The organism is Salinihabitans flavidus, from assembly GCF_900110425.1.
GTDB lineage: Bacteria > Pseudomonadota > Alphaproteobacteria > Rhodobacterales > Rhodobacteraceae > Salinihabitans > Salinihabitans flavidus.
In genome coordinates, this window is sequence record NZ_FODS01000019.1 from 33418 (window position 1) to 58775 (window position 25358).

At 64.9% G+C, this 25358-nt stretch carries 26 protein-coding genes; 15 read left to right on the forward strand and 11 right to left on the reverse strand.

Translation table 11 applies throughout. The features are described 5' to 3' along the window. The first annotated feature begins 333 nt into the window (after positions 1 to 333). From BMW66_RS14380 to BMW66_RS14390, 3 genes are all read left to right on the forward strand, one after another. Positions 334 to 1200 carry a hypothetical protein gene (locus BMW66_RS14380; RefSeq protein ID WP_217639317.1) on the forward strand — a complete coding sequence of 289 codons (867 nt, stop codon included), beginning with the start codon at positions 334 to 336 and terminating at the stop codon, positions 1198 to 1200. Positions 1201 to 1484: 284 nt separating this feature from the next. Continuing rightward, a complete protein-coding gene (locus BMW66_RS14385) occupies positions 1485 to 2210 on the forward strand; it encodes a M48 family metalloprotease (RefSeq protein ID WP_175483260.1) in 726 nt (241 codons plus the stop codon). Positions 2211 to 2331: 121 nt separating this feature from the next. After that, a complete protein-coding gene (locus BMW66_RS14390) occupies positions 2332 to 2784 on the forward strand; it encodes a peptidoglycan recognition protein family protein (protein WP_217639318.1) in 453 nt (150 codons plus the stop codon). Between the two features lie 48 nt (positions 2785 to 2832). Here the strand turns inward: BMW66_RS14390 and BMW66_RS14395 are convergent, their stop codons facing one another. The 3 genes from BMW66_RS14395 to tgt form a co-directional block, all read right to left on the reverse strand. Further along, positions 2833 to 3837, reverse strand: a complete 1005-nt coding sequence (locus BMW66_RS14395; protein WP_093119534.1) for a hypothetical protein — start codon at positions 3835 to 3837, stop codon at positions 2833 to 2835. Then, complete coding sequence (locus tag BMW66_RS14400; protein ID WP_093119535.1) at positions 3834 to 4484, reverse strand: hypothetical protein; 651 nt, start codon at positions 4482 to 4484, stop codon at positions 3834 to 3836. The genes BMW66_RS14395 and BMW66_RS14400 overlap by 4 nt, the downstream gene beginning before the upstream one ends. A gap of 101 nt (positions 4485 to 4585) precedes the next feature. Next, complete coding sequence (tgt, locus tag BMW66_RS14405; RefSeq protein ID WP_093119537.1) at positions 4586 to 5716, reverse strand: tRNA guanosine(34) transglycosylase Tgt; 1131 nt, start codon at positions 5714 to 5716, stop codon at positions 4586 to 4588. 70 nt (positions 5717 to 5786) lie between these two features. Between tgt and rimK the strand changes: the two genes are divergently transcribed. From rimK to tpiA, 4 genes are all read left to right on the forward strand, one after another. Beyond that, complete coding sequence (rimK, locus tag BMW66_RS14410; protein WP_093119538.1) at positions 5787 to 7202, forward strand: 30S ribosomal protein S6--L-glutamate ligase; 1416 nt, start codon at positions 5787 to 5789, stop codon at positions 7200 to 7202. Between the two features lie 145 nt (positions 7203 to 7347). After that, on the forward strand, positions 7348 to 7713 hold the full coding sequence (locus tag BMW66_RS14415) for an SUF system Fe-S cluster assembly protein (protein ID WP_093119540.1): 366 nt from the start codon (positions 7348 to 7350) through the stop codon (positions 7711 to 7713). A 28-nt stretch (positions 7714 to 7741) separates the two neighbouring features. Next, positions 7742 to 8092, forward strand: coding sequence for a HesB/IscA family protein (locus BMW66_RS14420; RefSeq protein WP_093119541.1), 351 nt, complete (start codon positions 7742 to 7744; stop codon positions 8090 to 8092). A 99-nt stretch (positions 8093 to 8191) separates the two neighbouring features. Then, positions 8192 to 8938 (forward strand): triose-phosphate isomerase, encoded by a 747-nt coding sequence (gene tpiA / locus BMW66_RS14425; protein ID WP_093119543.1) that lies wholly within the window; start codon positions 8192 to 8194, stop codon positions 8936 to 8938. Positions 8939 to 9117: 179 nt separating this feature from the next. Here tpiA and BMW66_RS14430 read toward each other — a convergent pair whose 3' ends face one another. Then, a complete protein-coding gene (locus tag BMW66_RS14430; RefSeq protein WP_093119544.1) occupies positions 9118 to 9606 on the reverse strand; it encodes an Lrp/AsnC family transcriptional regulator in 489 nt (162 codons plus the stop codon). A gap of 145 nt (positions 9607 to 9751) precedes the next feature. Between BMW66_RS14430 and cysG the strand changes: the two genes are divergently transcribed. The 8 genes from cysG to BMW66_RS14470 all read left to right on the forward strand — a co-directional run bounded on the left by cysG (position 9752) and on the right by BMW66_RS14470 (position 16779). Then, the gene (gene cysG / locus BMW66_RS14435) at positions 9752 to 11143 is read left to right on the forward strand and encodes a siroheme synthase CysG (RefSeq protein WP_093119607.1); all 1392 of its coding nucleotides are present in this window, start codon (positions 9752 to 9754) and stop codon (positions 11141 to 11143) included. Further along, complete coding sequence (locus BMW66_RS14440) at positions 11143 to 11445, forward strand: DUF2849 domain-containing protein (protein ID WP_093119545.1); 303 nt, start codon at positions 11143 to 11145, stop codon at positions 11443 to 11445. Before cysG ends, BMW66_RS14440 begins: the two co-directional genes overlap by 1 nt. Before the next feature lie 34 nt (positions 11446 to 11479). Then, positions 11480 to 13147: a nitrite/sulfite reductase gene (locus BMW66_RS14445; protein WP_093119547.1), complete on the forward strand. Its 1668-nt coding sequence runs from the start codon at positions 11480 to 11482 to the stop codon at positions 13145 to 13147. After that, a complete protein-coding gene (locus BMW66_RS14450; RefSeq protein WP_093119548.1) occupies positions 13137 to 13934 on the forward strand; it encodes a phosphoadenylyl-sulfate reductase in 798 nt (265 codons plus the stop codon). Before BMW66_RS14445 ends, BMW66_RS14450 begins: the two co-directional genes overlap by 11 nt. Further along, positions 13931 to 14350 carry a DUF934 domain-containing protein gene (locus BMW66_RS14455; RefSeq protein ID WP_093119550.1) on the forward strand — a complete coding sequence of 140 codons (420 nt, stop codon included), beginning with the start codon at positions 13931 to 13933 and terminating at the stop codon, positions 14348 to 14350. Before BMW66_RS14450 ends, BMW66_RS14455 begins: the two co-directional genes overlap by 4 nt. 109 nt (positions 14351 to 14459) lie before the next feature. After that, positions 14460 to 15308, forward strand: a complete 849-nt coding sequence (locus BMW66_RS14460; RefSeq protein ID WP_093119551.1) for a ferredoxin--NADP reductase — start codon at positions 14460 to 14462, stop codon at positions 15306 to 15308. Between the two features lie 330 nt (positions 15309 to 15638). Next, positions 15639 to 16097: a translation initiation factor IF-3 gene (infC, locus tag BMW66_RS14465; RefSeq protein ID WP_425441332.1), complete on the forward strand. Its 459-nt coding sequence runs from the start codon at positions 15639 to 15641 to the stop codon at positions 16095 to 16097. 67 nt (positions 16098 to 16164) lie between these two features. Continuing rightward, positions 16165 to 16779: an SAM-dependent methyltransferase gene (locus BMW66_RS14470; RefSeq protein WP_245729491.1), complete on the forward strand. Its 615-nt coding sequence runs from the start codon at positions 16165 to 16167 to the stop codon at positions 16777 to 16779. 54 nt (positions 16780 to 16833) lie between these two features. Here the strand turns inward: BMW66_RS14470 and BMW66_RS14475 are convergent, their stop codons facing one another. The 7 genes from BMW66_RS14475 to BMW66_RS14505 all read right to left on the reverse strand — a co-directional run bounded on the left by BMW66_RS14475 (position 16834) and on the right by BMW66_RS14505 (position 25283). After that, positions 16834 to 17616 (reverse strand): FAD binding domain-containing protein, encoded by a 783-nt coding sequence (locus tag BMW66_RS14475; protein ID WP_093119555.1) that lies wholly within the window; start codon positions 17614 to 17616, stop codon positions 16834 to 16836. Positions 17617 to 17710: 94 nt separating this feature from the next. Next, positions 17711 to 20074: a xanthine dehydrogenase family protein molybdopterin-binding subunit gene (locus BMW66_RS14480; protein WP_093119557.1), complete on the reverse strand. Its 2364-nt coding sequence runs from the start codon at positions 20072 to 20074 to the stop codon at positions 17711 to 17713. Between the two features lie 124 nt (positions 20075 to 20198). Further along, positions 20199 to 20684 carry a (2Fe-2S)-binding protein gene (locus BMW66_RS14485; protein WP_093119558.1) on the reverse strand — a complete coding sequence of 162 codons (486 nt, stop codon included), beginning with the start codon at positions 20682 to 20684 and terminating at the stop codon, positions 20199 to 20201. Positions 20685 to 20970: 286 nt separating this feature from the next. Then, positions 20971 to 21966: a molybdopterin-binding protein gene (locus BMW66_RS14490; protein WP_093119560.1), complete on the reverse strand. Its 996-nt coding sequence runs from the start codon at positions 21964 to 21966 to the stop codon at positions 20971 to 20973. After that, entirely contained in the window at positions 21963 to 22928 is a 966-nt protein-coding gene (locus tag BMW66_RS14495; RefSeq protein ID WP_093119561.1) for an XdhC family protein, read from the reverse strand. Before BMW66_RS14495 ends, BMW66_RS14490 begins: the two co-directional genes overlap by 4 nt. A gap of 193 nt (positions 22929 to 23121) precedes the next feature. After that, positions 23122 to 24375, reverse strand: a complete 1254-nt coding sequence (locus BMW66_RS14500) for a vWA domain-containing protein (RefSeq protein ID WP_093119562.1) — start codon at positions 24373 to 24375, stop codon at positions 23122 to 23124. After that, on the reverse strand, positions 24372 to 25283 hold the full coding sequence (locus BMW66_RS14505) for an AAA family ATPase (protein WP_093119563.1): 912 nt from the start codon (positions 25281 to 25283) through the stop codon (positions 24372 to 24374). Before BMW66_RS14505 ends, BMW66_RS14500 begins: the two co-directional genes overlap by 4 nt. Positions 25284 to 25358: the final 75 nt, after the last annotated feature.

The following is a 25358-nucleotide window of genomic DNA, read 5'->3' on the forward strand; positions in this document are numbered from 1 at the left end:
GCGCGCCCCGGTTATCGGCGGCTTCGGCCTGATCCCCTCTCTTGAAGGTTAATCTGGGTCGCGGTGGGTTTGATTTCAACCTCGGCCCGCGCAGGCTGGCGCCCAACATGCCGTCTGCGCCTCCGCTCCACAAGCGCGTTCTGCAACAAATCCACTGCAATCGGACGATCAGGGGGGGCACGAGCCCGTCGGCGCTTGCGCGGGGGCGCGCGCCGACGCGATCACGAAAACCACGTGCCAGCACCTCCAAACCACCTTGCGGGGCGGACACAAACGCGGCAGGTTCAACCAATTTAGACGTCCGACCAATTTCACAGACGATAGGCCGACGCCATGAAAGCCCTGATTTCAAGACTCCTCTATACCCGCGAATTCCGCAACTCGCTCTGGGGGGCGATGGCGCGCGGGCTGATCCGTCGCACGGCGAAACGGATGAAATATTCCGTCGATTTCCAGGTCGATATGCTGGCTGTGGACCGCCCGCACTACGCCTGGTGCATGCTGGGGGCCGCGCGGCTCGCCAAACGTTTGGGCCACGACAGGATCTCGGCCATCGAATTTGGCGTCGCGGGCGGCAACGGTCTGGCCTACATGTGCGACTTCGCCCGCGACGTGGAGCGGGTTACCGGGGTCAAGGTCGACTGCTATGGCTTCGAAACAGGTCAGGGCATGCCCGAACCGGAAGGCCCGTACGATCTGCCCTATTGGTTCGCGGCCAGCCAATACAAGATGGACCGCGCCGCGCTGGAGGCCCGCGTGCCGGAGGCGCATCTGGTGCTCGGCGATATAGACGAGACAATCGACGGTTTTCTGGAAAGCCACAAACCCGCGCCCATCGGGGTGATCTTCAACGACACCGATTACCATTCCTCCACCCGCGACAGCTTTCGCATCTTCCGGCAGGTGAAGAATCGGCCCGAGCATTTCCTGCCCCGGATCTTCATGTATTTCGACGATGTTCTGGGCTCGGAGTTCGAGATGTACGCAGAGCACAACGGCCAGCTCCGCGCCATTGCCGAACTGAACGCCGAACAGAAGGCGATCCGCATTCACCGCAATCAGAACCTGATTCATCAGGACTACCTGCCTTATCGGCACCAAATCTACTATGGCCACCTGTTCGACCACCCCAATTACAACACCTACATTGGCGAGGGGCGGCAGGAGGCGATCGAGGATCGTTTGAAACTCAGAACCTGAGATACCCGCTCCAGACCGGACCGGTCCGCGCCATCAGGCTTGATCGGGCGGCCGTTTCGCGCGACCCTGCTCCTTGAAGGCTGGCCAGTTTCGGGAGGATGCCGATGATGAGGATTGCTACCAGGTTGGTTGCCGTAACGCTGTTTTTCCCTCTCTTTGCAGCAGGCGCGCAGGCACAAGCGCTTCTGAATCTACAGGGCCGGGATCATATATGCTCCTTCGCGCCCGACGAGGTTCTTGAGGGCGACATCTACTCCTTTGCGTCGAGCAAGCAGGCCAATGATATGGTGGCCGATATCATGTCCACCGTCGGCCTTGTCCCCCGGTTTGAAATCTTTGCGGCCAATGTGCCGAATGCCGCGGCGGTCATCGAAGGCCAGCAGCGCCTCATCGTCTATAGCGAAAGCTGGATTCAGAATACGGCCGACAACAACAGGTGGGCGGCGATTGCCTTGCTCGGTCACGAAATCGCGCATCACTTGAATGGCCACACGCTTGAGGCGGGCGGCAGCCGTCCCCCGACGGAACTGGAGGCCGACAGGTTCGCCGGATTTGTCGTGGGAAAGCTCGGGGGAAATCTTCAAGAGGCTCAGTGGCTCTTCAATCGGCTCCCCCGGCATGGCAGCGAAACCCATCCCCCCCGAAGCGCACGGCTCGAAGCGGTGGCGGTGGGCTGGCGGGATGCAACCGGCGGAAGCATGAACACGCCGCCCGCACCCGAGACCTCGCAAGACAGTCCCTCGCCCGCCCCGAGCGACACGCTCGTCGGCGACTGGTTCGTGGTCGCGGGATCCTTTCCGCACAGCTCGACGTCCGAGGCGAACGCGCGGCTGGCCCAACTTCGCCAGAGTGGCCTCAACGTCAATCTGGTGGATACCGACGATTATGCGCAATTTACGAACGGGCTCCTCTCGGTGGTCGTTGCCAGCGACTCGCGACGCCGGGCATTCGAGGAACTGGAGAAGGTCAAACGTCATGTGCCCGATGCTTACGTCAAGAAGGGCAATTGATGCCCTTGCGGTCGCATTGTGCCTGTCGCTCTTCGGCGGGCCGTCGGCATCGTTTGAGCTGATTTCGAGGGACGATTGGGGCGCAAACGCAGCGACCCTGCCCCTGAAGCAGCACACCCCGGTGCGGATCACGATTCACCACACCGCGGTCGGGCAAAACCACGCGCGGGACATAACAAGAAAACTCCGCGCCCTTCAGTCCTTTTCCCAGAGCGATGAATTACTGGCAAACGGGCACAGAAAAGAGGCATGGGCCGACATCCCGTATCACTTCTACATCGATGCCGAAGGGGCCATCGCCGAAGGCCGGCAGGTGCATTTCGTCGGGGACACGAACACCGACTATGATCCGACCGGACACATCGGCGTCGTTCTGGAGGGGAACTTCGATCATGAGCAGCCGGGCGAAGAGCAGAAAAAATCGCTGGGCCAACTGCTGATCTTCCTGACGTCGGAACATGGGATTCCGGCGGACAATATCGGGTATCACAAAGGCTTTGCCGCCACGGCCTGCCCCGGCGAAAACCTGATCGCCGCATTGCCCCGCATCCTAGAGCGGGTGCGCGGGCAGTAACGCCATGCGCGCGCAAGGCGGATGTGCCTCGGAGCGAACGCGATTTAGTCAGCGCAATGTCCACCACTTTCGGCCAGATCTCGGGGAATCCTCTTGCAGACCGGCCCCTGCCGGAAGCAGAAGCAAGGGGCTCTCCTGTTCGTCCTCAAGCCTCTCCAAATAGTCACGCCCATGAATATCCAGGGATCGAATCTTCTCTGTAAGCCCCGGCATAGACGCGGCGCGCGCCCGTAGCTCCGACAGGTCCGATGCGATGCGTGCAGCTGGTTCGCCCCCGCCCGAAATACGCGTTTCCAGTATGTCCTGGGGCACCATCAACGACAGCTTTTCCAGCTTTTCGAACTGGCTGCGCGACTGGCGCTCTGCTTCCTCCAACTCATTCAACCAGTAGAGTGCCTTGATCTGCGCGCTACCGCACAGCGACAGCCCCGCCAAAAGGCTGTTCAACAATGCCGGATCGGAATTCTTCTCGACCACTACGACGGAAAGGCCATCAAGCATGGAATTGAACCCATAGTGCAACTTCTCCTCGGCGGATTTCACCACACTATCGGCATCCCGTCGCAACCCGGCGCCATCCAACCGATCAAGAGATGTCTGTATGTCCACCAGCGTCTTGCGCAGGTCCATCTCGCGGAGCTTGCCCGGCAGCCCTCCGATCATTTCTTCGACACGGTCGAGACTTTCGTTCACGACACCGAGGCGTTTCATGATGATCGCCGTGCTTGCTGCGGTCACGCCAATCCCTGCTACCGAAGAGGCAAGGTTTACCAGTTGCAGGCTCTGCACCGTACCGACCGCACTCTGCAAAGCGCTGAGCTTGCTGCTGACCTGAGTATTCTGAACGACCCCGATCAAGGATGCGACTCCTGTCGGATCGACGATCTGAGCAACATTCAATACGTTCGAAAGCACTCCGGTTTCCTGGACGTGTCCCACGATCCGCCCAGTATCCACATGCTTCAGAACGGCGCCGTAACGCTCAACATTCCCAAGTGCGTGATCGAGAAGAAATTTCGCCGGAATTTCAAATGGAATAGACGCAGCACTCATTCGAGCTCCCCCAACCGTTTTGACAAGAATCCATCAAGTTCAGTAAAAATCGTGCCTTTCAATGACGCAATTTCGAGCCTTTCCAAGTCACCAATTATGCGAGTGCGAATATTCGCCCGAACGCGCGACCGGAACGTCTCGCGCAGTTTTCGTCGCGCCCACCCCCTGATTGACGGCCCTAACCCGAGCATGACCAGCCCCGCGCCGACAATCGTCGCAGGTATGATCGCCAAGGTGGCCGACAAACCCAGAAAACCGGTGGAAACCAACAATCCTCCGACAAATGGCAAGGCTGCTAGCGGCGCTATCGAAAAGGCAGTCGCCGCCCCAGCAGTCAGAAGTTCATCGGTTGTCCAGCCCTCGTGCGACTTGTGTTCCCCGGGTCCGATCACTTCGGCAAAGAAAGACTCGTCAATCTCAGCCGAAAGTCTCTTGTATTCGGCCTCGATCCATTTTCTGACAATCGGAGCGATCTGGCGTGTCTGAAAACGCCCACGTCGGACAAATGCCTTTAGCGGCATTTCGTCGATGACTTTATCAACTTCGATCAAAAGAAGCGGAAGCCGCTCCTCCAACTCTCGGGAAACGCGCGCCCGCTCGGCACTCCACCAATCCACCACCTGCGCGCGCGCCGGTTCATTTGACATCCTCACCGTCCCTGAAACTATTTTTCAGCTACCGTGCAATATCATTTCCGCCCGGGCAAGCCTCTCTTATTTTGAAAAATGAATACGTGGGTGCCCCCGCCTCACAGCGGCTCTATATCCCCCTGCGCGCGGTCGGAATGGAACTGCGCCTGCCAGCCGTCGAACCGCCCCTCCGCGATCGCGTCGCGCATCCCGGCCATAAGCGATTGAAAATAATGCAGGTTGTGCCAGGTCAGCAGCATCCCCGAGATCATCTCGCCCGCCCGGAACACGTGATGCAGATAGGCCCGGCTGTAATGGCGGCAGGCCGGGCAGGTGCAGTTCTCGTCAAGCGGGCGCGGGTCGTCGGCGTGGCGCGCGTTCTTGATGTTGACCTGCCCGCGCCGCGTCCACGCCTGCCCCGTGCGCCCCGACCGCGTGGGCAGCACGCAATCCATCATGTCCACACCGCGCGCCACCGCGCCCACGATGTCGTCGGGCTTGCCCACCCCCATGAGATAGCGCGGACGTCCCTCGGGCAGCATGTCGGGGGCATACTCCAGCACCCCGAACATCGCCTCCTGCCCCTCGCCGACGGCCAGCCCGCCGATGGCGTAGCCATCAAACCCGATGGCCGTCAGCGCCTCGGCCGATTCCGCGCGAAGCTCCTGCGTGACCCCGCCCTGCTGAATCCCGAAGAGCGCATGGCCGGGGCGGTCCCCGAACGCCTCTTTCGACCGCGCGGCCCACCGCATCGACAGCCGCATGCTCTCGGCCACCCGCGCCTCGTCGGCCGGAAGCGCCGGACATTCGTCGAAACACATCACGATGTCGGACCCCAGAAGCCGCTGAATCTCCATCGACCGCTCCGGCGTCAGCTCATGGCGCGAGCCGTCGATATGGCTGCGAAACTGCACCCCCTTTTCCGACAGCTTGCGCAGCTCGGCCAGGCTCATCACCTGAAACCCCCCCGAATCCGTCAGGATCGGCCGGTCCCAGTTCATGAAGCGGTGCAGGCCCCCAAGCCGCGCGATCCGCTCCGCCGTGGGCCGCAGCATCAGGTGATAGGTGTTGCCCAGCACGATGTCCGCCCCGGTGGCGCGCACCTGCTCGGGCAGCATCGCCTTGACCGTGCCCGCCGTGCCCACCGGCATGAAGGCCGGCGTGCGGATCTCGCCGCGCGGCGTGGCGATCACACCCGTCCGCGCCCGTCCATCCGTCGCCTTGAGATCGAACCGGAATCTTTGCACCATGCCACTTGCCCCGTACCGTCCATTCCCCTTAAAGCCGGGGATCACGCCCTAATGCCAAGGAGAGCGCGCCATGTCCACCGACCAGCCGACCCCGGTGCTGAAACTCGGCTGGGAGGAATGGATCGCCCTTCCCGAACTCGGCCTGCCCGCGCTACGCGCCAAGATCGACACAGGCGCGCGCACCTCCGCGCTGCACGCCACCGAGATCGAAACCTTCGGCCCGTCGACCAAGCCCCGGGTCCGCTTCACCGTGCATCCCGTGCCGGGGCAGGATCACCCGCTGATCCCCTGCTCGGCCGAGGTCGTGGACCGGCGCGAGGTCACCTCCTCCAACGGCGAAAGCGAAATGCGCTACGTCATCCGCACCCCGATCGAGGTGGGCGGCCAGAGCTGGCCGATCGAGGTCACGCTGACCGACCGGCGCGGCATGACCTCGCACATGCTGATCGGGCGTCAGGCGCTCGGCGACACGATCACCGTCGCCCCCTCCGAACGGTTCTGCCAGCCGGAGTTGAGCTATGATGTCTACGCCTCCGCCCGACTGCGCAAGAGCGCCCCGAACCGCACCCTGCGCATCGCCGTGCTCAGCCGCGAGAACAATTTCTCCACCCGGCGGCTGGTGGAAGAGGGCGAAAAACGCGGCCATGTGGTCGAGGTGATCGACACCTCCCGCTGCTACATGGCGATCAATACGCTGGCGCCGGAGGTGCATTACGACGGCACCCGCCTACCCCGCTATGACGCTGTGATCCCGCGCATCGGCGCCTCGGTCACGCAATACGGCACCGCCGTGATCCGGCAGTTCGAGACGCTGGGCACCCATTGCGTCAACGGCAGCACCGGCATCACCGCCAGCCGCGACAAGCTGCACGCGCACCAGATCCTCGCCGGGCAGCGGATCGGCATGCCCTCCACCGCTTTTGCCGCCTCGCCCAAGGACACCTCCAACCTGATCGGGCTGGTCGGCGGCGCGCCGCTGATCGTGAAACTGCTCGAAAGCACGCAGGGCAAGGGCGTGGTGCTGGCCGAAACCAAGAAGGCTGCGGAATCCGTGATCACCGCCTTTCGCGGACTGAAGGCCAATTTTCTGGTGCAGCATTTCGTCAAGGAAGCCGCCGGAGAGGACATCCGCTGCCTCGTCGTGGGCGGCAAGGTGGTCGCGGCCATGAAGCGCACCGGGGCGGAGGGCGATTTCCGCTCCAACCTGCATCTGGGCGGCAAGGCGGTGGTGGCGCGCATCACCCGCGAGGAACGCGACACCGCCGTGCGCGCGGCCCGCGCCTTCGGGCTCAACCTGGCCGGCGTCGACCTGCTGCGCGCGGAGTCCGGCCCCAAGGTGCTGGAGGTCAACTCCTCCCCCGGTCTGGAAGGGATCGAGAGGGCCTCGGGCAAGAACATCACCGGGCTGCTCTACGATCACATCGAATCCCGCGTCCGCCCGGCCCCGGCCAAACCGCGCCGGTCATCGCGCCGCACCTCTGGCTGATCCCGGCCCGGTCCGCGTGGCGGGCTACCCGGCACCGACAGAACACCGACATTTGACCGATACGCCGTTTCGCCACGAAAACGCCCACTGGACGCATGGCTTTTCATTTCCTATATGTTCGGTCAGGAATAAAGCAGGACAGACCATGACCCAGACGTCCCCAGATCCGATCGAAGGCGCCCCGCTGATCGCCCCCTCAACCGTCGATCACCCCCTGCACGAGCAGGTGGTCGAGGCGTGCCGGAGCGTTTATGACCCCGAGATTCCGGTCAACATCTTCGACCTCGGCCTGATCTACACGATCGAGATCAACGACGACAACGACGTGCATGTGATCATGACCCTGACCGCGCCGGGCTGTCCCGTGGCCGGAGAGATGCCCGGCTGGGTCGCAGAGGCGGTCGAAGGTGTCGCAGGCGTCAAATCCACCGCGGTGGAGCTTGTGTGGGATCCGCCATGGGGCATGGACATGATGTCCGACGAGGCCCGGCTGGAACTGGGTTTCATGTGAATTTTCAAGGGATTGAAAGGTAAAGCGAATGTTCGGCACTCCCGGAAAACAGGCCGTGTCACTCACGCCCGAAGCGGCCGGGCAGATTGCAAGCCTGATGCAGAAGGGCGGCCACGCCGGTCTGCGCATCGGCGTGAAGAAGGGCGGCTGCGCCGGCATGGAATACACCATGGACTATGTCGATGAGGCCGATCCCAACGATGAGGTGGTCGAACAGGGCGACGCGCGCGTGATGATCGCGCCGATGGCGCAGATGTTCCTTTTCGGCACCGAGATCGACTATGAGGTGTCCTTGCTGGAATCGGGCTTCCGCTTTCGCAACCCCAATGTGGTGGACGCCTGCGGCTGCGGGGAATCGATCAAGTTCGCGGAGATGTAACCGCCTGACTCGCCAGCATTTCCAGCCCTCTCAACTGCGGACTTGACCCCGCGCATCCGACAGCCGAAAACAGGTCGGAGCGTTCAAGGGGGATAGGCGATGCGACGCAAGCTTGCTGCGGGCAACTGGAAGATGAACGGGCTTTGCGCCGATCTGGCCGAGATCGAGGCCCTCGCCGCTGCCCCGGCCCCCACGCAGACTGACCGCCTGATCTGCCCCCCCGCCACGTTGATCGCCCGCGCCGCGCGGATCGCGCCGGGGGCCATCGCCATCGGCGGGCAGGAATGCCACGCCATGAATGCGGGCGCGCATACCGGCGACATTAGCGCGCCCATGCTGGCCGATGCCGGTGCCAGCTACGTGATTCTCGGCCATTCGGAACGGCGGCAGGACCATATGGAGAGCGACGCCGACGTGCGCGCCAAGGCGCGCGCCGCGCATGAGGCCGGACTCACCACGCTGATCTGTGTCGGCGAAACCCTTGCCGAACGCGACGCCGCCAACACGCTCGACATCATCGGCGGGCAATTGTCCGGCTCCGTGCCCGATCACGGCACCGGCGAAAATCTCGTCATCGCCTATGAGCCGATCTGGGCCATCGGCACCGGACGCACCGCCACGCCCGAGCAGATCGGGGAGGTGCATGATTTCATCCGCGCCCGGCTGGAACGCCGCTTTGGCGCGGGGGTGGGCCGCTCTGTGCGGCTGCTCTACGGCGGTTCGGTCAAGCCCGCGAACGCCGACACGATCTTCGCGGTCTCCAACGTGGATGGCGCGCTCGTTGGCGGGGCCAGCCTGCGCGCCGCCGATTTCGGTGCCATCATCGCCGCGCTGGATGCCTCCTGACCCCGGCACGCCGCCGCCACCCGTTTTGCCAACCTTTCCGCAAGCAAGATGAACACACCCTTACCGGGCGCACTGTTAACCATGCTCTTCCGCCGCACCCGCACCGACGTAATACCGACGTTATACCGACGTTATACCGACGCGATTCAGCCCCCGGTTTTCAACGATAATTCAATATCTTAACCCTGATTCGGCGATCCGGTCCCGATCAGCGGCAAATGATGCGTGGATTTGATCTCCTCCATCGACAGAAGCGCGGTGACATTATGCACCCGCACCTCCGAGATCAGCGCCTGATAGAACGTGTCATAGGCCCGCGCATTCTTCACCCGCACCTTCAGGATATAGTCGATATCCCCCGCCAGCCGATGCGCCTCAAGCACCTCGGGGCGGTCCTGCAACGCCTTGAGAAAGTTCGCCTGCCACTCCGCCTCATGCTCACTGGTGCGGATAAGAACGAAGAAACAGGCTTCGAATCCAAGGGCTTCGGCATCGAGGATCACCGTCTGCTGGCGGATGATCCCCGCCTCGCGCAGCTTGCGAATCCGGTTCCATACCGGCGTCTTGGAAGAGCCGACCTGACGCGCGATTTCATCGAGCGACAGCGAGGCATCGCGCTGGAGCGCATCAAGGATTTTCCGGTCCATGTCGTCGACGCGAAACGCCATTCCTGTTCCTTTCGTTTTCCGGAACGCCCCGCCTGATCCAACCACCAAGCGAAACGTACGTTTCTATTTCCGCCGCCCCCTAGCGCCGGATCGGAACAATTTCCTATATTCGGTCTCAAGTCAAACGCCAATGGGAGCCTTTGCCGTGCAACATTTTCCCGTCTTCATGGCCATCAGCGGCCAGCGCATCACCCTCTCGGGCGGCGGGGCCGCGGCGCTGGCAAAGCTGCGCCTGCTGCTCAAGACAGAGGCGCGGATCGCCGTCTTCACCCCCGATCCCGACCCCCAGATCGCCGACTGGGCCAGCGCCGGCCGGCTCACCCTGACGCGCCGCGCCCTGCGCGCTGGCGACGTGGCCGGCTCCGTGCTGTTCTACGCCGCCGATGAGGACACCGCCGAGGATGCCCGCACCGCCGCCATCGCGCGGGCCGAGGGGGCGCCGGTGAACATCGTGGACAATCTCACGGACAGCAGTTTCATCACCCCCGCCATCGTCGACCGCGACCCGGTGACCGTCGCCATCGGCACCGAGGGCGCGGCCCCCGTTCTTGCCCGCGCGATCAAGGCCGATCTGGAGGCCCGGCTTTCCCCCCGCCTTGGCCTTCTCGCCCGCGCGGGCAAGGCATTCCGCAAGGCGGCGGAAGCGCTGCCCATGGGCCGACGTCGCCGCGAGTTCTGGGCCGACTACTATTTCGGCACCGGCCCCCGCGCGACCGACCATGGCATTGAAAACACACTGGAAAACCTGCTGTCCGATCATCTGTCGCGGGCCGACCGGCCGGGACATGTGGCCTTTGTCGGCGCCGGTCCGGGCGATCCCGAACTGCTCACCCTCAAGGCTCGCAAGGCGCTTGATGAGGCCGACGTGGTGATCCACGATCGGCTGATCTCGCCGGAGATTCTGGAACTGGCGCGGCGCGAGGCGGTGATCGTGGGCGCGGGCAAGGAGGGCTTCGGCCCCTCCACCGCGCAGGACACGATCAATGCCCTGATCACGCGGCACGCGGCAACCGGCGCGCAGGTGGTGCGCCTCAAGGGCGGGGATGCCACCGTCTTCGGACGGCTCGACGAAGAGATCGACGCCTGCGACGCCGCCGGTATCGCGTGGCATATCGTGCCGGGCATCACCTCCGCCTCCGCCGCCGTGGCCGCCATCGGGCAAAGCCTGACGCGGCGCGGGCGCAATGCCTCCGTCCGGTTCCTCACCGGCCATGACATGCAGGGCTTTGCCGATCACGACTGGCACGCCCTCGCCCGCCCCGGAGAGGTCGCCGCGATCTACATGGGCAAGTCCGCCGCGCGCTTTCTTCAGGGGCGCCTGCTCATGCACGGCGCCGCCCCGGATACCCCCGTGACGGTGATCGAGAACGCGTCCCGCCCCGATCAGCGGGTGATCGCAACCACGCTCTCGGCCCTGCCCGCCGATCTTGCGAGGGCCCGGCCCGCCGGCCCGGCGCTGACCTTTCTCGGTCTGCGCCCACGCGCCGCCGCCGCCGCGCTGGACGACATGACCGAAGAAAAACAGGAGCTTGCCTGATGCCCCGCGCCTTCACCCCGAAAGTTGTCACCGCCAACGCGCTTCTCGAAGGGTATGTGATCTACCTCACCGACGCGGGCGACTGGACCCGCGATCTCTCCCGCGCGCTGCTCATCACCGATGAGGCCGAGGCGCAGCTTCGCCTGCTCGATGCAGAGCGGCAGCCCGATGTCGCCGTGGGGGTCTATCTGGCCGATGTGACACCCGGCCGCGATGGTCGCCCCGAACCCACCCATTTCCGCGAGGAGTTCCGCCGCACCGGCCCGTCGAACTACTTCCACGGCAAGCAAGCCACGCGTTAGGCCAGCCCCTCCCCGCGAACGAAAGGTCCAACCCATGTATCGCTACACCGATTTCGACGCCGCCTTTCTGGCAGAGCGCAATCAGCAGTTCCGCGCGCAGGTGGAGCGGCGCATCGCCGGCCACCTGACGGAAGAGGAATTCAAGCCGCTGCGCCTGATGAACGGCGTCTATCTGCAACTACACGCGTACATGCTGCGCGTGGCGATCCCCTACGGCACGCTGTCGGGCCGCCAGATGGACCGGCTCGCCGACATCGCGGAGCGATGGGACAAGGGGTATGGCCATTTCACCACCCGCCAGAACATACAGTTCAACTGGCCGAAACTGCGCGACATTCCCGACATGCTCGACGCGCTGGCAGAGGTGGAGATGCACGCGATCCAGACCTCCGGCAACACGATCCGCAATGTCACCGCCGACCATTTCGCCGGCGCTGCGGCCGATGAGATCGCGGACCCGCGCCCGGTGGCGGAGCTGATCCGGCAATGGTCCACCGACCACCCGGAATTCCAGTTTTTGCCGCGCAAGTTCAAGATCGCCGTCACCGGAAGCCCGAACGACCGCGCCGTGACCCGCGCCCATGACATCGGGCTGCGCATGGTGCGCGATGCCGCCGGCGCGCCGGGGTTCGAGGTGATCGTGGGCGGCGGGCTGGGCCGCACCCCGATGATCGGAAAGGTGGTGCGCGGGTTCCTGCCAGAGGCCGATCTTCTGCCCTATCTGGAGGCGGTGGTCAGCGTCTGGAACCTGCTGGGCCGGCGCGACAACAAGTTCAAGTCCCGCATCAAGATCACCGTGCATGAGCATGGAATCGATGACATTCGTGCGCGGGTCGAAGAGCGGTTCGCGCAGCTTCGCCCGGCCTTTTCCGGCGTGGATCAGGAGATGCTGGCGGGGCTGAGGGCGCATTTCGCCCCGCCCGCCTTCCGCGAGGCACCAACGGTCGCCTATGACGCGGCCTATAAGGGCGATCCGCTGTTTCGATCCTGGGCCGACACCAACCTCGCCGCGCACCGCGCGCCCGGCTATGCCATCGTGTCGATCTCGCTCAAGAAGCAGGGTGCGACCCCCGGCGATGCCAGCGCCGATCAGATGCGCGTAATGGCCGAACTGGCGCGCGAATACGGCCATGATGAACTGCGCATCAGCCATGAGCAGAACGTCATTCTGCCGCATGTGCATAAATCCGACCTTCCGGCGGTTCATGCCGCGCTGCGTGAGGCCGGGCTGCACACCGCCAACCTCGGACTGATCTCGGATATCATCGCCTGCCCGGGCATGGATTACTGCGCGCTGGCCACCGCCCGCTCCATCCCCATCGCGCAGCAGATCGCCACCCGCTTCGATGAGCTGAAGCTGGAGCATGACATCGGCCATCTTCAGATCAAGATCTCGGGCTGCATCAACGCCTGCGGGCATCACCATGTGGGCCATATCGGAATTCTCGGGCTCGACCGCGCGGGCGTGGAGAATTACCAGATCACGCTGGGCGGCGACGCGACAGAAACCGCCGCACTGGGGGAACGGGCCGGGCCGGGCTTTTCCGCAGAAGAGATCGTGCCCGCCATCGAACGGCTCATCGACGGCTATCTGGCGCTGCGCGAGGGGCCGCAGGAAACCTTCCTTCAAACCTATCGCCGCATCGGTCTTTCGCCGTTCAAGCGGTATCTCTACCCGGAGGCGCGCGCCAATGCCGCATGACATCCTCGGCGGGTCAGGCGCCTCCACCGCGCGGCACCGGGCCGCCGGGCCGCCCGGCCCCGGCCCATTGCAGGCCAAGGCGGACCGGCTCAACGCCCGCTATAAGCACCATTCGGCCACCGCCGTCATCCGCGCCGCGCTGACCGACCCCGACGCGGGGCGCATTGCGCTTGTGTCGAGTTTCGGCGCGGAATCGGTGGTGCTCCTGCATCTCGCGGCGATGGTGGACCGCACCCTGCCGGTGCTGTTCATCGACACGCAGATGCTCTTTGCCAAAACGCTGGTCTATCAGGCGGAGGTGGCAGAGCGCCTTGGCCTGAGCAACGTGCAGGTGATCCGCGCCTCGGACGCGGTTTTGCGGGCCGAAGACCCCGATGGCACCCTGCACCAGCGCGATACGGATGCCTGCTGCGCCCTGCGCAAGACGCGCCCGCTGCAAAAGGCCCTGCGCGGGTTCGATGGCTGGATCACCGGGCGCAAGCGGTTCCAGTCCGGCAGCCGCGCGACGCTCGATTTCTTCGAGGTCGAGGACCTGACAGGCCGGATCAAGGTCAACCCGCTGGCCCATTGGGCTCCCGGGGACGTGCGCGCCTACATGGAGGAGAACCGCCTGCCCCGGCATCCACTGCTGGCGCGCGGCTACCCTTCCATCGGCTGCGCGCCCTGCACCTCGCCCGTCGCACCGGGCGAAGACCCCCGCGCTGGCCGGTGGCGCGGACAGTCCAAAGATGAATGCGGCATCCATTTCGTCGATGGCAAACTGGTCCGCAAGGGAGAGAACGCATGACTGTAATCGTGACCGACACCGGGTTTCACCCCGACGACTGGACCGGCGCATTCGCCGCACCGGACGAGCCAACCAATGACGTGACCGCGCTCGATCTGGCATCGGGCACCGACCCGGCGGATCTGGCCGGGCGGCTTTCGCGGGTGGAGATGATCCGCGTCGACTTCCCCGGCTTCGCCGATGGCCGCGGCTTCACCATCGCGCGGCAACTGCGCCTGATGGGGTATCGCGGACGGCTGCGCGCGCGCGGCCATGTGATCGCGGACCAATACGCGATGGCCCGCCGTGCCGGATTCGACGAGGTGGAGATCTCCGATGATCTGGCCGCACGCCAGCCCGAGGACCAATGGCGCCGACGCGCCGACTGGCAGGCGCATGATTACCAAACACGCCTTGGACGGTTGCGCCCCGCCTGAACGCGGTTTTTCTCCGATCGTCTTGCGATAGGTCAAGGACAGACCTCCGCCAGACCTTCACACTTCTGCCAGAAACGCATAGGTAAAGGGTTCCGCGCCCAGAAATGACATGACCGAGCAAACCCCAGTGACCGACACCACCGCCGTCAAGGCCCCCACCCTGCCCGATGCCCAGACCGTGACCGAGGTCAAACACTACACGGACCGGCTGTTTTCCTTCCGGGTCACCCGGCCCGCCTCGCTGCGCTTTCGCTCCGGCGAATTCGTGATGCTCGGCCTGATGGGAGAGCCCGATCCGGAAACCGGCAAGCAGAAACCGCTTCTGCGCGCCTACTCCATCGCCTCTCCCTCCTGGGATGACGAGCTGGAGTTCTATTCGATCAAGGTGCCCGACGGCCCGCTCACCTCACGGCTGCAACACATCGAACCCGGCGATCAGATCATCCTGCGCCCCAAACCGGTGGGCACGCTGGTGCATGACGCCCTGCTGCCGGGCAAGCGGCTGTGGCTGTTCGCCACCGGAACGGGCATCGCGCCCTTCGCCTCGCTCCTGCGCGACCCGCAGACCTACGAGGACTACGATGAGGTGATTCTCACCCATACCTGCCGCGAAGTGGGAGAACTCGACTACGGGCGCGACCTGATCGAAGGCATCCGCAACGATGAGATGCTCGCCGAACTCATCGGCGCGGGCTTTCACGAAAAACTGCGCTACTACCCGACCACCACCCGCGAAGACAGCGCCAAGACAGGCCGCATCACCGACCTGATGCGCAAGGGAGAGGTGTTCGAGGATCTCGGGGTCGAGCCTCTCACCCCCGAAACCGATCGCGCGATGGTCTGCGGCAATCTGGCCTTCAATCTTGAGTTGAAGGACATGCTGGAGGAATACGGGCTGCGTGAAGGCGCCAATTCAGAGCCGAAGGAATACGTGGTGGAAAAGGCATTCGTCGACTGAGGTCCCGCCGGCGGTCCAATCGCGCGCGAACTTGCGCGGCGCGCGCGCCGCGAAAACGGGCCAGCATCCTCGCAAACCTGCCGCGCACCTTGTATCAGGCTGTTCTGTTCCGGGGGGCGGTGGTCCCATAACCGCACATCGGCCCTGAATTCACGCCGCCGTCCCCATTAACCGCTTGAAACGGCAACAACCCGCGCGTATTTTGCCGCTCTAGAACAGATCAACAGTTGAAGGAACAATACCATAGCCCGCAGACCTCATAACGCGCCCCCGTCGCGTGACACCGGCCCCCGCGTCAACGAGAAAATTCGCTCTTCCGAGATCCGCCTGATCGGCGCGGATGGCGAAAATGTCGGCGTCGTGTCACCGTCCCACGGCATGGTTCTCGCACAGGAAGCCGGCCTTGATCTGGTGGAAATCTCGCCGAACGCGAACCCGCCGGTCTGCAAGATCATGGATTACGGCAAGTTCAAGTATGAACAGCAGAAACGTGAATCCGAGGCCCGCAAGAAACAGAAAACGATCGAGGTCAAAGAGGTCAAGTTTCGGCCCAACACCGATACCCATGACTATGACGTGAAGATGCGCAATGTCATGCGCTTCCTCGAAGGCGGCGACAAGGTGAAGATCACCCTGAGATTCCGCGGCCGCGAAATGGCGCACCAAAACCTCGGGCGCGAGCTTCTCGAACGGGTGGCCGAGGACGTGAAAGAGATGGGCAAGGTCGAAAACATGCCCAAGATGGAAGGCCGCCAGATGACCATGATGATCGGCCCCATGACCAAGTAGACCGACCGCGACAGGCGGTCGCCCGACACTCAATTGGCCGCCTGTGATCGGGCGGCCGATTTTGTTCATGACAGGATCGGAACCGCCCATGTGGGAAGATCGTTTCAACACACCCGACTACGTATTCGGGACCGAACCCGCCCTTTTCCTGCAAGAGCACGCAGACCATCTTACCCCCGGCGCAAGTGCGCTCGCCGTTGCCGACGGCGAGGGGCGCAATTCGGTTTTCATGGCGCAGCGGGGCATGCGGGTCACCGCCCTTGAATTCGCGCCCTCCGCCATCTCCAAGGCTCGAACGCTCGCCGCCGAAAAGGGGGTCGAGGTCACTTTTCGAGAAGTCGATGTCCTCTCCCACGACTGGGCCGACCAGTTCGAGCTGGTGGTCGGGATCTTCATTCAGTTCGTCGGCCCCGCCGACCGCCGCCGCCTGTTCGAGGGAATGGCCCGAAGCGTCGCGCCCGGTTGCCTGATCCTCCTGCATGGCTACACCCCGAAGCAGATCGACTACGGCACAGGCGGGCCGCCGTTCGCCGAAAATATGTACACCGAAGAGATCCTGCGCGATCATTTCCCCGACTGGAGTGTTCTGGAATGCCGCGCCTATGAACGCGAGATCAGCGAGGGGCGCGGCCACAACGGCCGCTCCGCCCTGATCGACTTCGTCGCCCGCAAGCCGGCCTGACGGCAAGGCCCCGCACACAAATGGCGGGGCCCCGGATCACCTGCCCGCAGGGCCTCAGCGCGCCGCCGCCACCGCGCGCCGCGCCATCACCCCCACCAGATGCGCGCGATACGCCGCCGAGCCGTGCAGATCCGAGATCATGTCGTCCGCCTCCGGCGCCATCCCGTCGAGCGCCCCGGCGGAGAAATCGGACGCCAGCGCCGTTTCCGCCTCGCGCCAGCGGAACACACCGCCCTCCGACGCGCCGGTGACGGCCACCCGCACACCCTCGCCGGTTCTGGCCACGAAGACCCCCACCAGCGCGAACCGCGATGCGGGCTGTTCGAACTTGGCATAGGCCGCCGCCTCCGGCTGCGGAAATTTCACCGCCGTGACGATCTCGCCCTCGTCAAGGGCGGTCTCGAACATCCCGGTAAAGAAGTCATCGGCCGCGATCTCGCGCCGGTCGGTCACGATGGTCGCCCCGAGCCCCAGCGCCGCCGCCGGATAACAGGCTGACGGGTCGTTATTGGCCACGCTGCCGCCAATCGTGCCGCGATTGCGCACCGCCGGATCGCCGATATTGCCCGCCAGATCGGACAGCGCCGCAATCGTGCCGTCGGCGGCAACATCGGCATGCACCGTGGCCGCGCCGACCACAAGGGTCCGCCCCTCCTGCGTGATTCCCTTCATCTCGGAAATCCCGCTCAGACTCACAAGCTTGGAGGGCATCGCCAGCCTCTGCTTCAGCGTCGGGATCAGCGTCTGCCCCCCCGCCAGCGGCTGCGCCTCCTCCTGCCCAAGTGCCTTGACCGCGTCAGCCACGCTCGTGGGTCGTTCGAACTCGAAATTATACATCTCGCCTCTCCTTCAAGGGACCGGGCAACCCCCGTATCCTCTCGTCACATGATCCGGGCGGGCCGGCCGCCGCGCCCCCGGCCCGCTGTTGCAATCACCCGTTCATCGCCGTCCACACCCGCGAAGGCGACACCGGCATGTCGATGTGATCCACCTTGTGACCGCCCGACTGCATCGCGTCGATCACCGCGTTGACCACCGCGGGCGGGGATCCGATGGCCCCGGCCTCGCCGCAGCCCTTCACGCCAAGCGGGTTGTGCGTGCAGGGCGTCGAACAGGAATGATCCACCGAGTAGAACGGCACATCGTCGGCCCGCGGCATGGCATAATCCATGTAGGACGCCGACAGAAGCTGCCCGTTCTCGTCATAGGCGCAGCTTTCCAGAAGCGCCTGCCCGATGCCCTGCCCGATACCGCCATGCACCTGCCCGTCGACGATCATCGGGTTGATGATATTGCCGAAATCATCGGCCGCGGCGAACCGCTCCACCGTGACCTTGCCGGTTTCGGGGTCAAGCTCCACCTCGCAGGCATAGGCCCCCGCCGGATAGGTGAAGTTCGCCGGATCGTAAAAGGCGGTTTCCTCCAGCCCCGGCTCGATATCCTCCAGCGGATAATTGTGCGGCACATAGGCCGCGAGCGTGACATCGCCCCAGGCCACCGACTTGTCGGTGCCCGCCACGGTGAAGGCGCCGTCCTTCAACTCGATATCGGCGTCGCTCGCCTCCAGCAGATGCGCCGCGATCTTCTTGGCCTTGGCGATGATCTTCTCGGTCGCGCGCACCATCGCGCTGCCCCCCACCGCAATCGAGCGGGAGCCATAGGTGCCCATGCCCATCGGCGTGTTGGCGGTGTCGCCATGGACGATATCGACCATGTTCTCGTCGATCCCGATCATGTCGGCCACCACCTGAGCGAAAGAGGTTTCATGCCCCTGCCCGTGGCTGTGGCTGCCGGTCATCACGACAAGCCCGCCGGTGGCATTGACCCGCACCGTCGCGCTTTCATAAAGACCCGCGCGCGCGCCAAGCTGCCCGACAAGGTTGCTCGGCGCTATGCCGCAGGCCTCGATATAGCAGTTCACGCCAAGCCCGCGCAGCCTACCCCGCGCCTCGCTCTCCTTGCGGCGCGCGGCAAATCCCTTGAGATCGGCGATCTCTTCGAGCTTGTCCATCGTGGCGTTGTAATCGCCGGTGTCGTATTCCACCGCCACCGGCGTGGCATAGGGAAATTCCGTCACGAAATTCTGCCGCCGGAGCGCGATGGGATCGACGCCCAGCTCGCGCGCCGCCTTGTCGATCACGCGCTCAAGCTGATAGGTCGCCTCGGGCCGCCCGGCGCCGCGATAGGCATCCACCGGCACCGTGTTGGTGAACACCGCCTTCACGTTCACATAGATCAGCGGCGTGCGGTAATTCCCCGCCATCAGCGTGCCATGCAGCCACGTCGGTACCGACGGCGCGAAGGTGGACAGATAGGCGCCCATATTCGCGTGGGTATCAGTGCGCAGCGCGGTGAAATTGTTGTCGGCGTCCAGCGCCAGCTCGATCTTCGTGACATGATCGCGCCCGTGGGCATCGGTCATGAACGCCTCGGAGCGCGACGAGGTCCATTTCACCGGCCGGTTCACCGCCTTGGCGGCGAAGGTGCAGAACGCCTCTTCGGCATAGTGGAAGATCTTGGAGCCGAAGCCGCCCCCCACATCGGGCGCGACGACGCGCAGCTTGTGCTCGGGAATGCCCAGCACGAACGCCCCCATCAGAAGGCGGATCACATGCGGGTTCTGCGACGTGGTGTAAAGCGTATGCTCATCGCGCGCCCGGCTGTACTCGCCGATCGCCACGCGCGGCTCCATCGGGTTGGCGACCAGCCGCTGATTCACAAGCTCCAGCGTGGTGACATGCGCCGCCTCTTGGATGGCCTTGTCCACCGCCTCGCGGTTCTCCTCCACGAAGCCCCAGTCATAGCACAGGTTGGAACTGAGATCGTCATGCACCTTGGGCGCGCCCTCCTTCAGCGCGGCCTTCATGTCCACGACCGCCGGAAACTCCTCTATGTCGGCGATGATCGCCTCGGCGGCGTCGCGCGCCTGCTCGGGGGTGTCGGCCACCACGGCCGCGATCGGATCGCCCACATGGCGCACCTTGCCCTGCGCCAGAACCGGATGCCCCGGCTCCTGCATCGGCTCTCCATGCCGGTCGGTCACGCACCAGCCGCAGGGCAGACCGCCCACGCCCTCGAAATCGGCGCCGGTGAAGATGCGCACAACGCCGGGCATCTTGCCGGCCTCCGATGTGTCCACCGACGTCAACCGCCCATGCGCCACGTCCGAGCGCAGGAAGTGCACATAGGCTTGCCCGTGCACGTTGATATCATCGGTGTAATTGCCGTCTCCGGTCAAAAACCGGACGTCCTCGCGCCGCTTGCTGCTGGCGCCGATGCCATGATCCTTCGGCATGTTTCAGTCCTCCCTGATGTCGTGGCCGTCTTGCGCCACGCCGGGGAACCCGGGGCCGACATGGCCTTTCTCTGTTCCCCAAATACTCATATCCCGCGCCCTCCCTCCGGCGCGGGGATGCGGCTCATTCGGCGGCAAGCGCGCCCACATCCTGACCGCTGGCGGCCATGATCGCCTTGACGATATTGTGATAGCCGGTGCAGCGGCAGAGGTTCCCCTCGAGGTAGTCGCGGATCTCCGCCTCGCTCGGCTTGGGGTTCTCCTTCAAAAGCGCCGCCGCGCTCATCACCATGCCGGGGGTGCAGAAGCCGCATTGCAGGCCGTGATGATCCTGAAACGCCTGCTGAATGGGATTGAGCGTGCCATCGGGCGCGGCCTGCCCCTCGATGGTGGCGACATCCGCGCCTTCGGCCTCCAGCGCAAACATGGTGCAGGCTTTCACCGCCTTGCCGTCCACATGCACCACGCAGGCGCCGCACTGGCTGGTGTCGCAGCCGACATGGGTGCCGGTCAGGCCCAGTGTCTCCCGCAGGAATTGGCTGAGCAAGGTGCGTCCTTCCGCTTCACCGGACGCAGGCTTGCCGTTCACGGTCATGCTGACCTGTGGCATATGGCTCCTCCCTGGAACTGATTTCTCACAACTATGAAGGGATGATAACCACGCGCCTTGCCGCTTGAGAACCCGGAATTTTGCATCGCCTGTCAGAATGTGAACGCAAAGACGCGCCTGCGGGCCGGCCGGATGCAACGCGCGCTGTGGTCACACATGGCATCGTGCCGCGTCGGGCGGTGCCAATACCGACGTAATACCGACGTTATACCGACGCGATACCGAAACGGATTTTCTCGCCAAAACAACGCGTTAACCATGATTCGCGCCAACAAGGCGAAACTCCCTAACGCCGCCCCCGCCGCGGCATGGGCCGTGTCGGAATTTCCTTGAGCAATCCGCCCACCGCCATTCCCGCGATATCCTCTGACGAAAGCGGGATTCCGCAAGCGACACGGCTGAGCACCCAATCGGCCCCGTGCAGCACCGGAGACCGCGCGCTGCCCGGCAAACCGATCACCGGCTTGTCGCCCAACTGCCCGAGAAACAACAGGTTTCCGGGGTCCACGGGCATCCCCACCCGGATCACCTCTCCCCCCGCCTCGCGCAGCGCAGAGGGCCCAACGTCATGCGGATCGGAGGTGGCCGATCCCGTCAGGATCAACACCATCTCGCCCTTCGCGTCCAGAATCGCCGCGCGCAGCGCGCCGCGCTCATGCGGCACGCAATGCACCTCGCGCAGTGTCATGCCAAGGCTATCCAGCCGCGTCTCGATGGCCGCGCGGCCCTTGTCGCCGGCGCCGCCCGAAATCTCGGTGAAGATCAGGCTGGCATCGTGGTAAACCACTGACGCGACGCGCAAACTCTCCGCCCCCAGCGTGCAGGCGCGCGCCAGATCCGCCCCCGGAAGGGCGTAGGAGATGATCTTCACCGTCGCCACCATGCCCCCCGGCCGCATCTGCTGAAAGGGGGGCACCGTGGCCATGGTGATCATCGGCTCCACGGCGTTGAGCGCGCGCACCGCCCCCTCCTCGATCACAACGACGCCCGGTCTGTCCGCAAGGATGTTGACCCGCCCCGTCGCCGCGGGCCCAAGCCGCAGCCCCGCCGCCTCCGGATCGGGCACAACCGCCGCCGCCAGCCGCGCCGCCGCCGCATCTTCGCCCACGTCCTCGGGATCGAGCCGCGCCACCGTGACCTGCGTTATCCCCGCCGCCTCCAGCGCCGCGACATGCGCGGCCTCCAGCACCACGCCCTTGCGCAGCCGCCCATCGGCAAGCGCCACCGAATGCGCCAGCACCGCGCCCTCGGCCCGCGACGGGGGAACCGGCCCGAACTTCATGCGCCTTTCCGCAGAACCTGCGTCATCTGCGCCAACACCGAAAGCGCGATTTCCGCCGGGCTGGCCGCCCCGATATCAAGACCCACGGGGCCGTGAATCCGGCCAATCTCCGATGCGCTGAATCCCGCCTCCGTCAGTCTTTCCACCCGCTTGGCGTGGGTCCGGGTCGATCCCAGCGCCCCGATATAGAACACCTCCGAGCGGAGCGCCAAATGCAGCGCCGGATCGTCCAGTTTCGGGTCATGTGTCAGCAGAACAAGCGCCGTGCGCGTATCGAGCCCGATCGTCTCCAGCGCCGCATCGGGCCAGTCATCCACAAGACGCTCACCGGGAAAGCGCGCGTCCGAGCCGAAGGCGCTGCGCGGGTCCACGATCACCGGGTCATAGCCCGCGATCCGCGCCATGGGCACCAGCGCCTGCGCGATATGCACCGCCCCCACCACGATGAGCCGCAGCGGCGGGTTGTGGATGGCGACGAACCGCCCGTCCTCCTCCATGCCGGATCGGTCCATGCGGAACCGCGTCTCGAACCCTTCGCGCACCAGCGCGCGCGCCCCGCGGTCCGGATCGACCACATAGGCGATGGGCTGCCGCGCCGCCCGCGCCGCCACGAGGTCGGCCAGCATCGCCTCGGGAAACACCTTGCCCACCGGCTCGACCAGGATCCGGATCGTGCCGCCGCACGCCAGCCCCACCGCAAAGGCATCGCCGTCCGACACGCCAAACTCCAGAAGCCGCGCCTCACCCTCGTCCAGCGCCTCCATCGCTTCGATCATCACCGCGCCTTCGACGCAGCCGCCCGAGACAGAGCCCTGAAGCTCCCCGTCGCCAGAAACGACCATCTGCGCGCCCACGCGGCGCGGCGCGCTGCCCCATGTTTCCACCACCGTTGCGAGCACCGCCCCGCGCCCCGCGCGATGCCAGTCGAGCGCCCGTTCAGGTGCGTTTTCCAACTCACTCATGACTCTCTCCCTCAACCCGGCGTGTGCGGCGTGCGACCGCCCCCTCAAGCAGACAGAGACAAGGCACAGAGTGCAAGGGAAAACCCACTGCCCAGGCAGGCTCAGGGTCAGACACGGCCCCCGCCATCGCTCGCGAACGGGCGACTCGACCGGTTAACGATTTGGAAGCCCTTTTCGCGGACACTTCGGACAGTCAGGCGGCACCGGACAGAAGCCGCGCCTTCTCTCCCGGATCGTCGGGGCGCGACAACGCCCCGGCCAGATCTTCGAGAGAGGCGATATTGTGCCCTGCCCGGAAGCTGTCCACATGCGGCAGCATCGCGCGGATGCCCCGCGCCTTCGGTGCGAACCCGTCCCAGCGCAGCAACGGGTTGAGCCAGATCAGATGCCGCGCCGACAGGTGCAGCCGCTCCATCTCCCGCGCGAGCTTTTCCGGCTCCGCCCGGTCCAGCCCGTCGGTGATCAGGATGACCACCGCCCCCTGCCCCATGACGCGGCGCGACCAGTCGCGGTTGAAGTCATGCAGGCAATCCCCGATCCGCGTGCCGCCCTCCCAGTCCTGCGCCTCCGCCCCGGCGGCGGCCAGGGCCGCGTCCACGTCGCGGGTGGCCAGATGCCGGGTGATATTGGTCAGCCGTGTGCCGAAGGTGAACCCATGCACCTTGGCCCAGCCGGCCCCCTTGCGGTTCGCCACGGCATGCAGAAAATGCAGCACCATCCGGCCATAGGCGCTCATGGAGCCGGAAATGTCGCACAGCACCACGAGGTTGGGCCAGCGCGGGCGCCGCCGTTTGCGGGCAAGCTGCGCGATATCGCCCCCCTGCCGCATCGCTGCGCGCATGGTGCGCCGCCAGTCGGCCATCTCGCCGCGCGGATCGGCCTGCCCCCGGCGCGACAGGATGGGCCGCACCGGCAACGACAGCCGCGCCAGAACCCGCTTTGCCTCGGCGGTCTCCGCGGTGCTCATCTGTTCGAAATCAAGGGTACGCAGCCGCTCTTCGGCCGACATGGTGAGCGAGGCGTCGATCTCGATCTCCGTCTCCTCGCCCGACTCCTGCATCTCGGGCAAATCGCGGTCGGCCCCGTCGAGCAGCGCCTCGGCCGCGCGCTTTTCCCCGGCCTGGGCCGCGCGCTCTTCCTGCACGCCGCGAATGGCGGGCAGCATCGCGGCCATCATGTGTTCAAGATAGCGTGGATCGCGCCAAAACAACCGGAAAATCTGTGCGAAAACAACGCGGTGCTCGGGGCGCGAGACGAAACAGGCGTGCAGCGTCCAGTAGAAATCCCGGCGCGAGGTGAAGCCCGCCACCTGCACCGCGCGCACCGCATCCACCACGCGGCCCGGCCCGATCGGCAGACCCGCCTTGCGCAGCGCGCGCGCGAAATGGGCGATATTCTCGGTCAGCCGCGGCACCTCCGGCAGATCGAGCGGGGCGTAGCCGGTCATGGCGCCCGGTCCAGCTCCGCCCGCGCCTGATCCAGAAGGCGCGCCGCCTCCGATCCCTGAAGCTGTGCGATGTCGTCCTGATACTTGAGCAGCGCGCCCAATGTGTCTGCAATCACCTCGGGCGACAGGGCGATGACGTCGAGCGCCAGCAGGCACTTGGCCCAGTCGATGGTCTCGGCCACGCCGGGTTTCTTGAACAGATCCTCGGTGCGAAGCTGCTGAACGAAGGCCACGATATCGCGGCTGAGCGCCTCGGCCGCCTCCGGAGCACGGGCGCGCAGAATGGCGATCTCGCGCTCGAAATCGGGATATTCCACCCAGTGATAAAGGCACCGCCGCTTGAGCGCGTCATGCACTTCCCGCGTGCGGTTGGAGGTGACGATCACGATGGGCGGCTCCGGTGCGGCGATGGTGCCGATCTCGGGGATGGTGACCTGATAGTCGGAAAGCGCCTCCAGCAGGAAGGCTTCGAACGGCTCGTCGGTGCGGTCGATCTCGTCGATAAGAAGCACCGGCGCGCCGCGCTCATCGGGCCGCATCGCCTGAAGCAGCGGCCGTTCGATCAGGTAGTCGGGGCCGAAGAGTTCCTGCTGAAGCAGGTCCCGATCGGCATTGCCTTCCGCCTCCGCGGTACGGATCGCGATCATCTGCGCTGCGAAATTCCATTCGTAGACAGCAGAAGAGGCATCCAGCCCCTCGTAGCATTGCAGCCGGATCAGGCGGCGGTTCAGCCCGGCGGCCAGCGCCTTGGCGATCTCCGTCTTGCCAACACCGGCCTCCCCCTCGAGGAACAGGGGCCGGCCAAGCCGAAGCGAGAGAAACACCACCGTGCCAAGCGCGCGCCCGCAGACATACCCCTGCGCATCCAGCATCTCCTGCACCGCGTCGATTGAATCCGGTCCTGTCATCCGCTGCCCCTACCCCTTGTTCTGCCGCTCTTGGCAAGGCTGCCCCGGCGCAGGGTATTCCGTCAAGCGCAACCC

Bases quoted from the DNA above. Each gene is read 5' to 3' on its own strand.
- tgt (WP_093119537.1), bottom strand. From the start codon at position 5,716: ATGGTGCAAAGATTCCGGTTCGATCTCAAGGCGACGGATGGACGGGCG.
- BMW66_RS14395 (WP_093119534.1), bottom strand. From the start codon at position 3,837: ATGAGTGCTGCGTCTATTCCATTTGAAATTCCGGCGAAATTTCTTCTC.
- BMW66_RS14415 (WP_093119540.1), top strand. From the start codon at position 7,348: ATGACCCAGACGTCCCCAGATCCGATCGAAGGCGCCCCGCTGATCGCC.
- BMW66_RS14475 (WP_093119555.1), bottom strand. From the start codon at position 17,616: ATGTATAATTTCGAGTTCGAACGACCCACGAGCGTGGCTGACGCGGTC.
- BMW66_RS14505 (WP_093119563.1), bottom strand. From the start codon at position 25,283: ATGACAGGACCGGATTCAATCGACGCGGTGCAGGAGATGCTGGATGCG.
- BMW66_RS14495 (WP_093119561.1), bottom strand. From the start codon at position 22,928: ATGAGTGAGTTGGAAAACGCACCTGAACGGGCGCTCGACTGGCATCGC.
- BMW66_RS14445 (WP_093119547.1), top strand. From the start codon at position 11,480: ATGTATCGCTACACCGATTTCGACGCCGCCTTTCTGGCAGAGCGCAAT.
- BMW66_RS14385 (WP_175483260.1), top strand. From the start codon at position 1,485: ATGGTGGCCGATATCATGTCCACCGTCGGCCTTGTCCCCCGGTTTGAA.
- BMW66_RS14430 (WP_093119544.1), bottom strand. From the start codon at position 9,606: ATGGCGTTTCGCGTCGACGACATGGACCGGAAAATCCTTGATGCGCTC.
- BMW66_RS14470 (WP_245729491.1), top strand. From the start codon at position 16,165: ATGACAGGATCGGAACCGCCCATGTGGGAAGATCGTTTCAACACACCC.
- BMW66_RS14440 (WP_093119545.1), top strand. From the start codon at position 11,143: ATGCCCCGCGCCTTCACCCCGAAAGTTGTCACCGCCAACGCGCTTCTC.
- BMW66_RS14485 (WP_093119558.1), bottom strand. From the start codon at position 20,684: ATGCCACAGGTCAGCATGACCGTGAACGGCAAGCCTGCGTCCGGTGAA.
- rimK (WP_093119538.1), top strand. From the start codon at position 5,787: ATGTCCACCGACCAGCCGACCCCGGTGCTGAAACTCGGCTGGGAGGAA.
- BMW66_RS14480 (WP_093119557.1), bottom strand. From the start codon at position 20,074: ATGCCGAAGGATCATGGCATCGGCGCCAGCAGCAAGCGGCGCGAGGAC.
- BMW66_RS14420 (WP_093119541.1), top strand. From the start codon at position 7,742: ATGTTCGGCACTCCCGGAAAACAGGCCGTGTCACTCACGCCCGAAGCG.
- tpiA (WP_093119543.1), top strand. From the start codon at position 8,192: ATGCGACGCAAGCTTGCTGCGGGCAACTGGAAGATGAACGGGCTTTGC.
- BMW66_RS14500 (WP_093119562.1), bottom strand. From the start codon at position 24,375: ATGACCGGCTACGCCCCGCTCGATCTGCCGGAGGTGCCGCGGCTGACC.
- BMW66_RS14450 (WP_093119548.1), top strand. From the start codon at position 13,137: ATGCCGCATGACATCCTCGGCGGGTCAGGCGCCTCCACCGCGCGGCAC.
- BMW66_RS14400 (WP_093119535.1), bottom strand. From the start codon at position 4,484: ATGTCAAATGAACCGGCGCGCGCGCAGGTGGTGGATTGGTGGAGTGCC.
- BMW66_RS14455 (WP_093119550.1), top strand. From the start codon at position 13,931: ATGACTGTAATCGTGACCGACACCGGGTTTCACCCCGACGACTGGACC.
- BMW66_RS14490 (WP_093119560.1), bottom strand. From the start codon at position 21,966: ATGAAGTTCGGGCCGGTTCCCCCGTCGCGGGCCGAGGGCGCGGTGCTG.
- BMW66_RS14460 (WP_093119551.1), top strand. From the start codon at position 14,460: ATGACCGAGCAAACCCCAGTGACCGACACCACCGCCGTCAAGGCCCCC.
- BMW66_RS14380 (WP_217639317.1), top strand. From the start codon at position 334: ATGAAAGCCCTGATTTCAAGACTCCTCTATACCCGCGAATTCCGCAAC.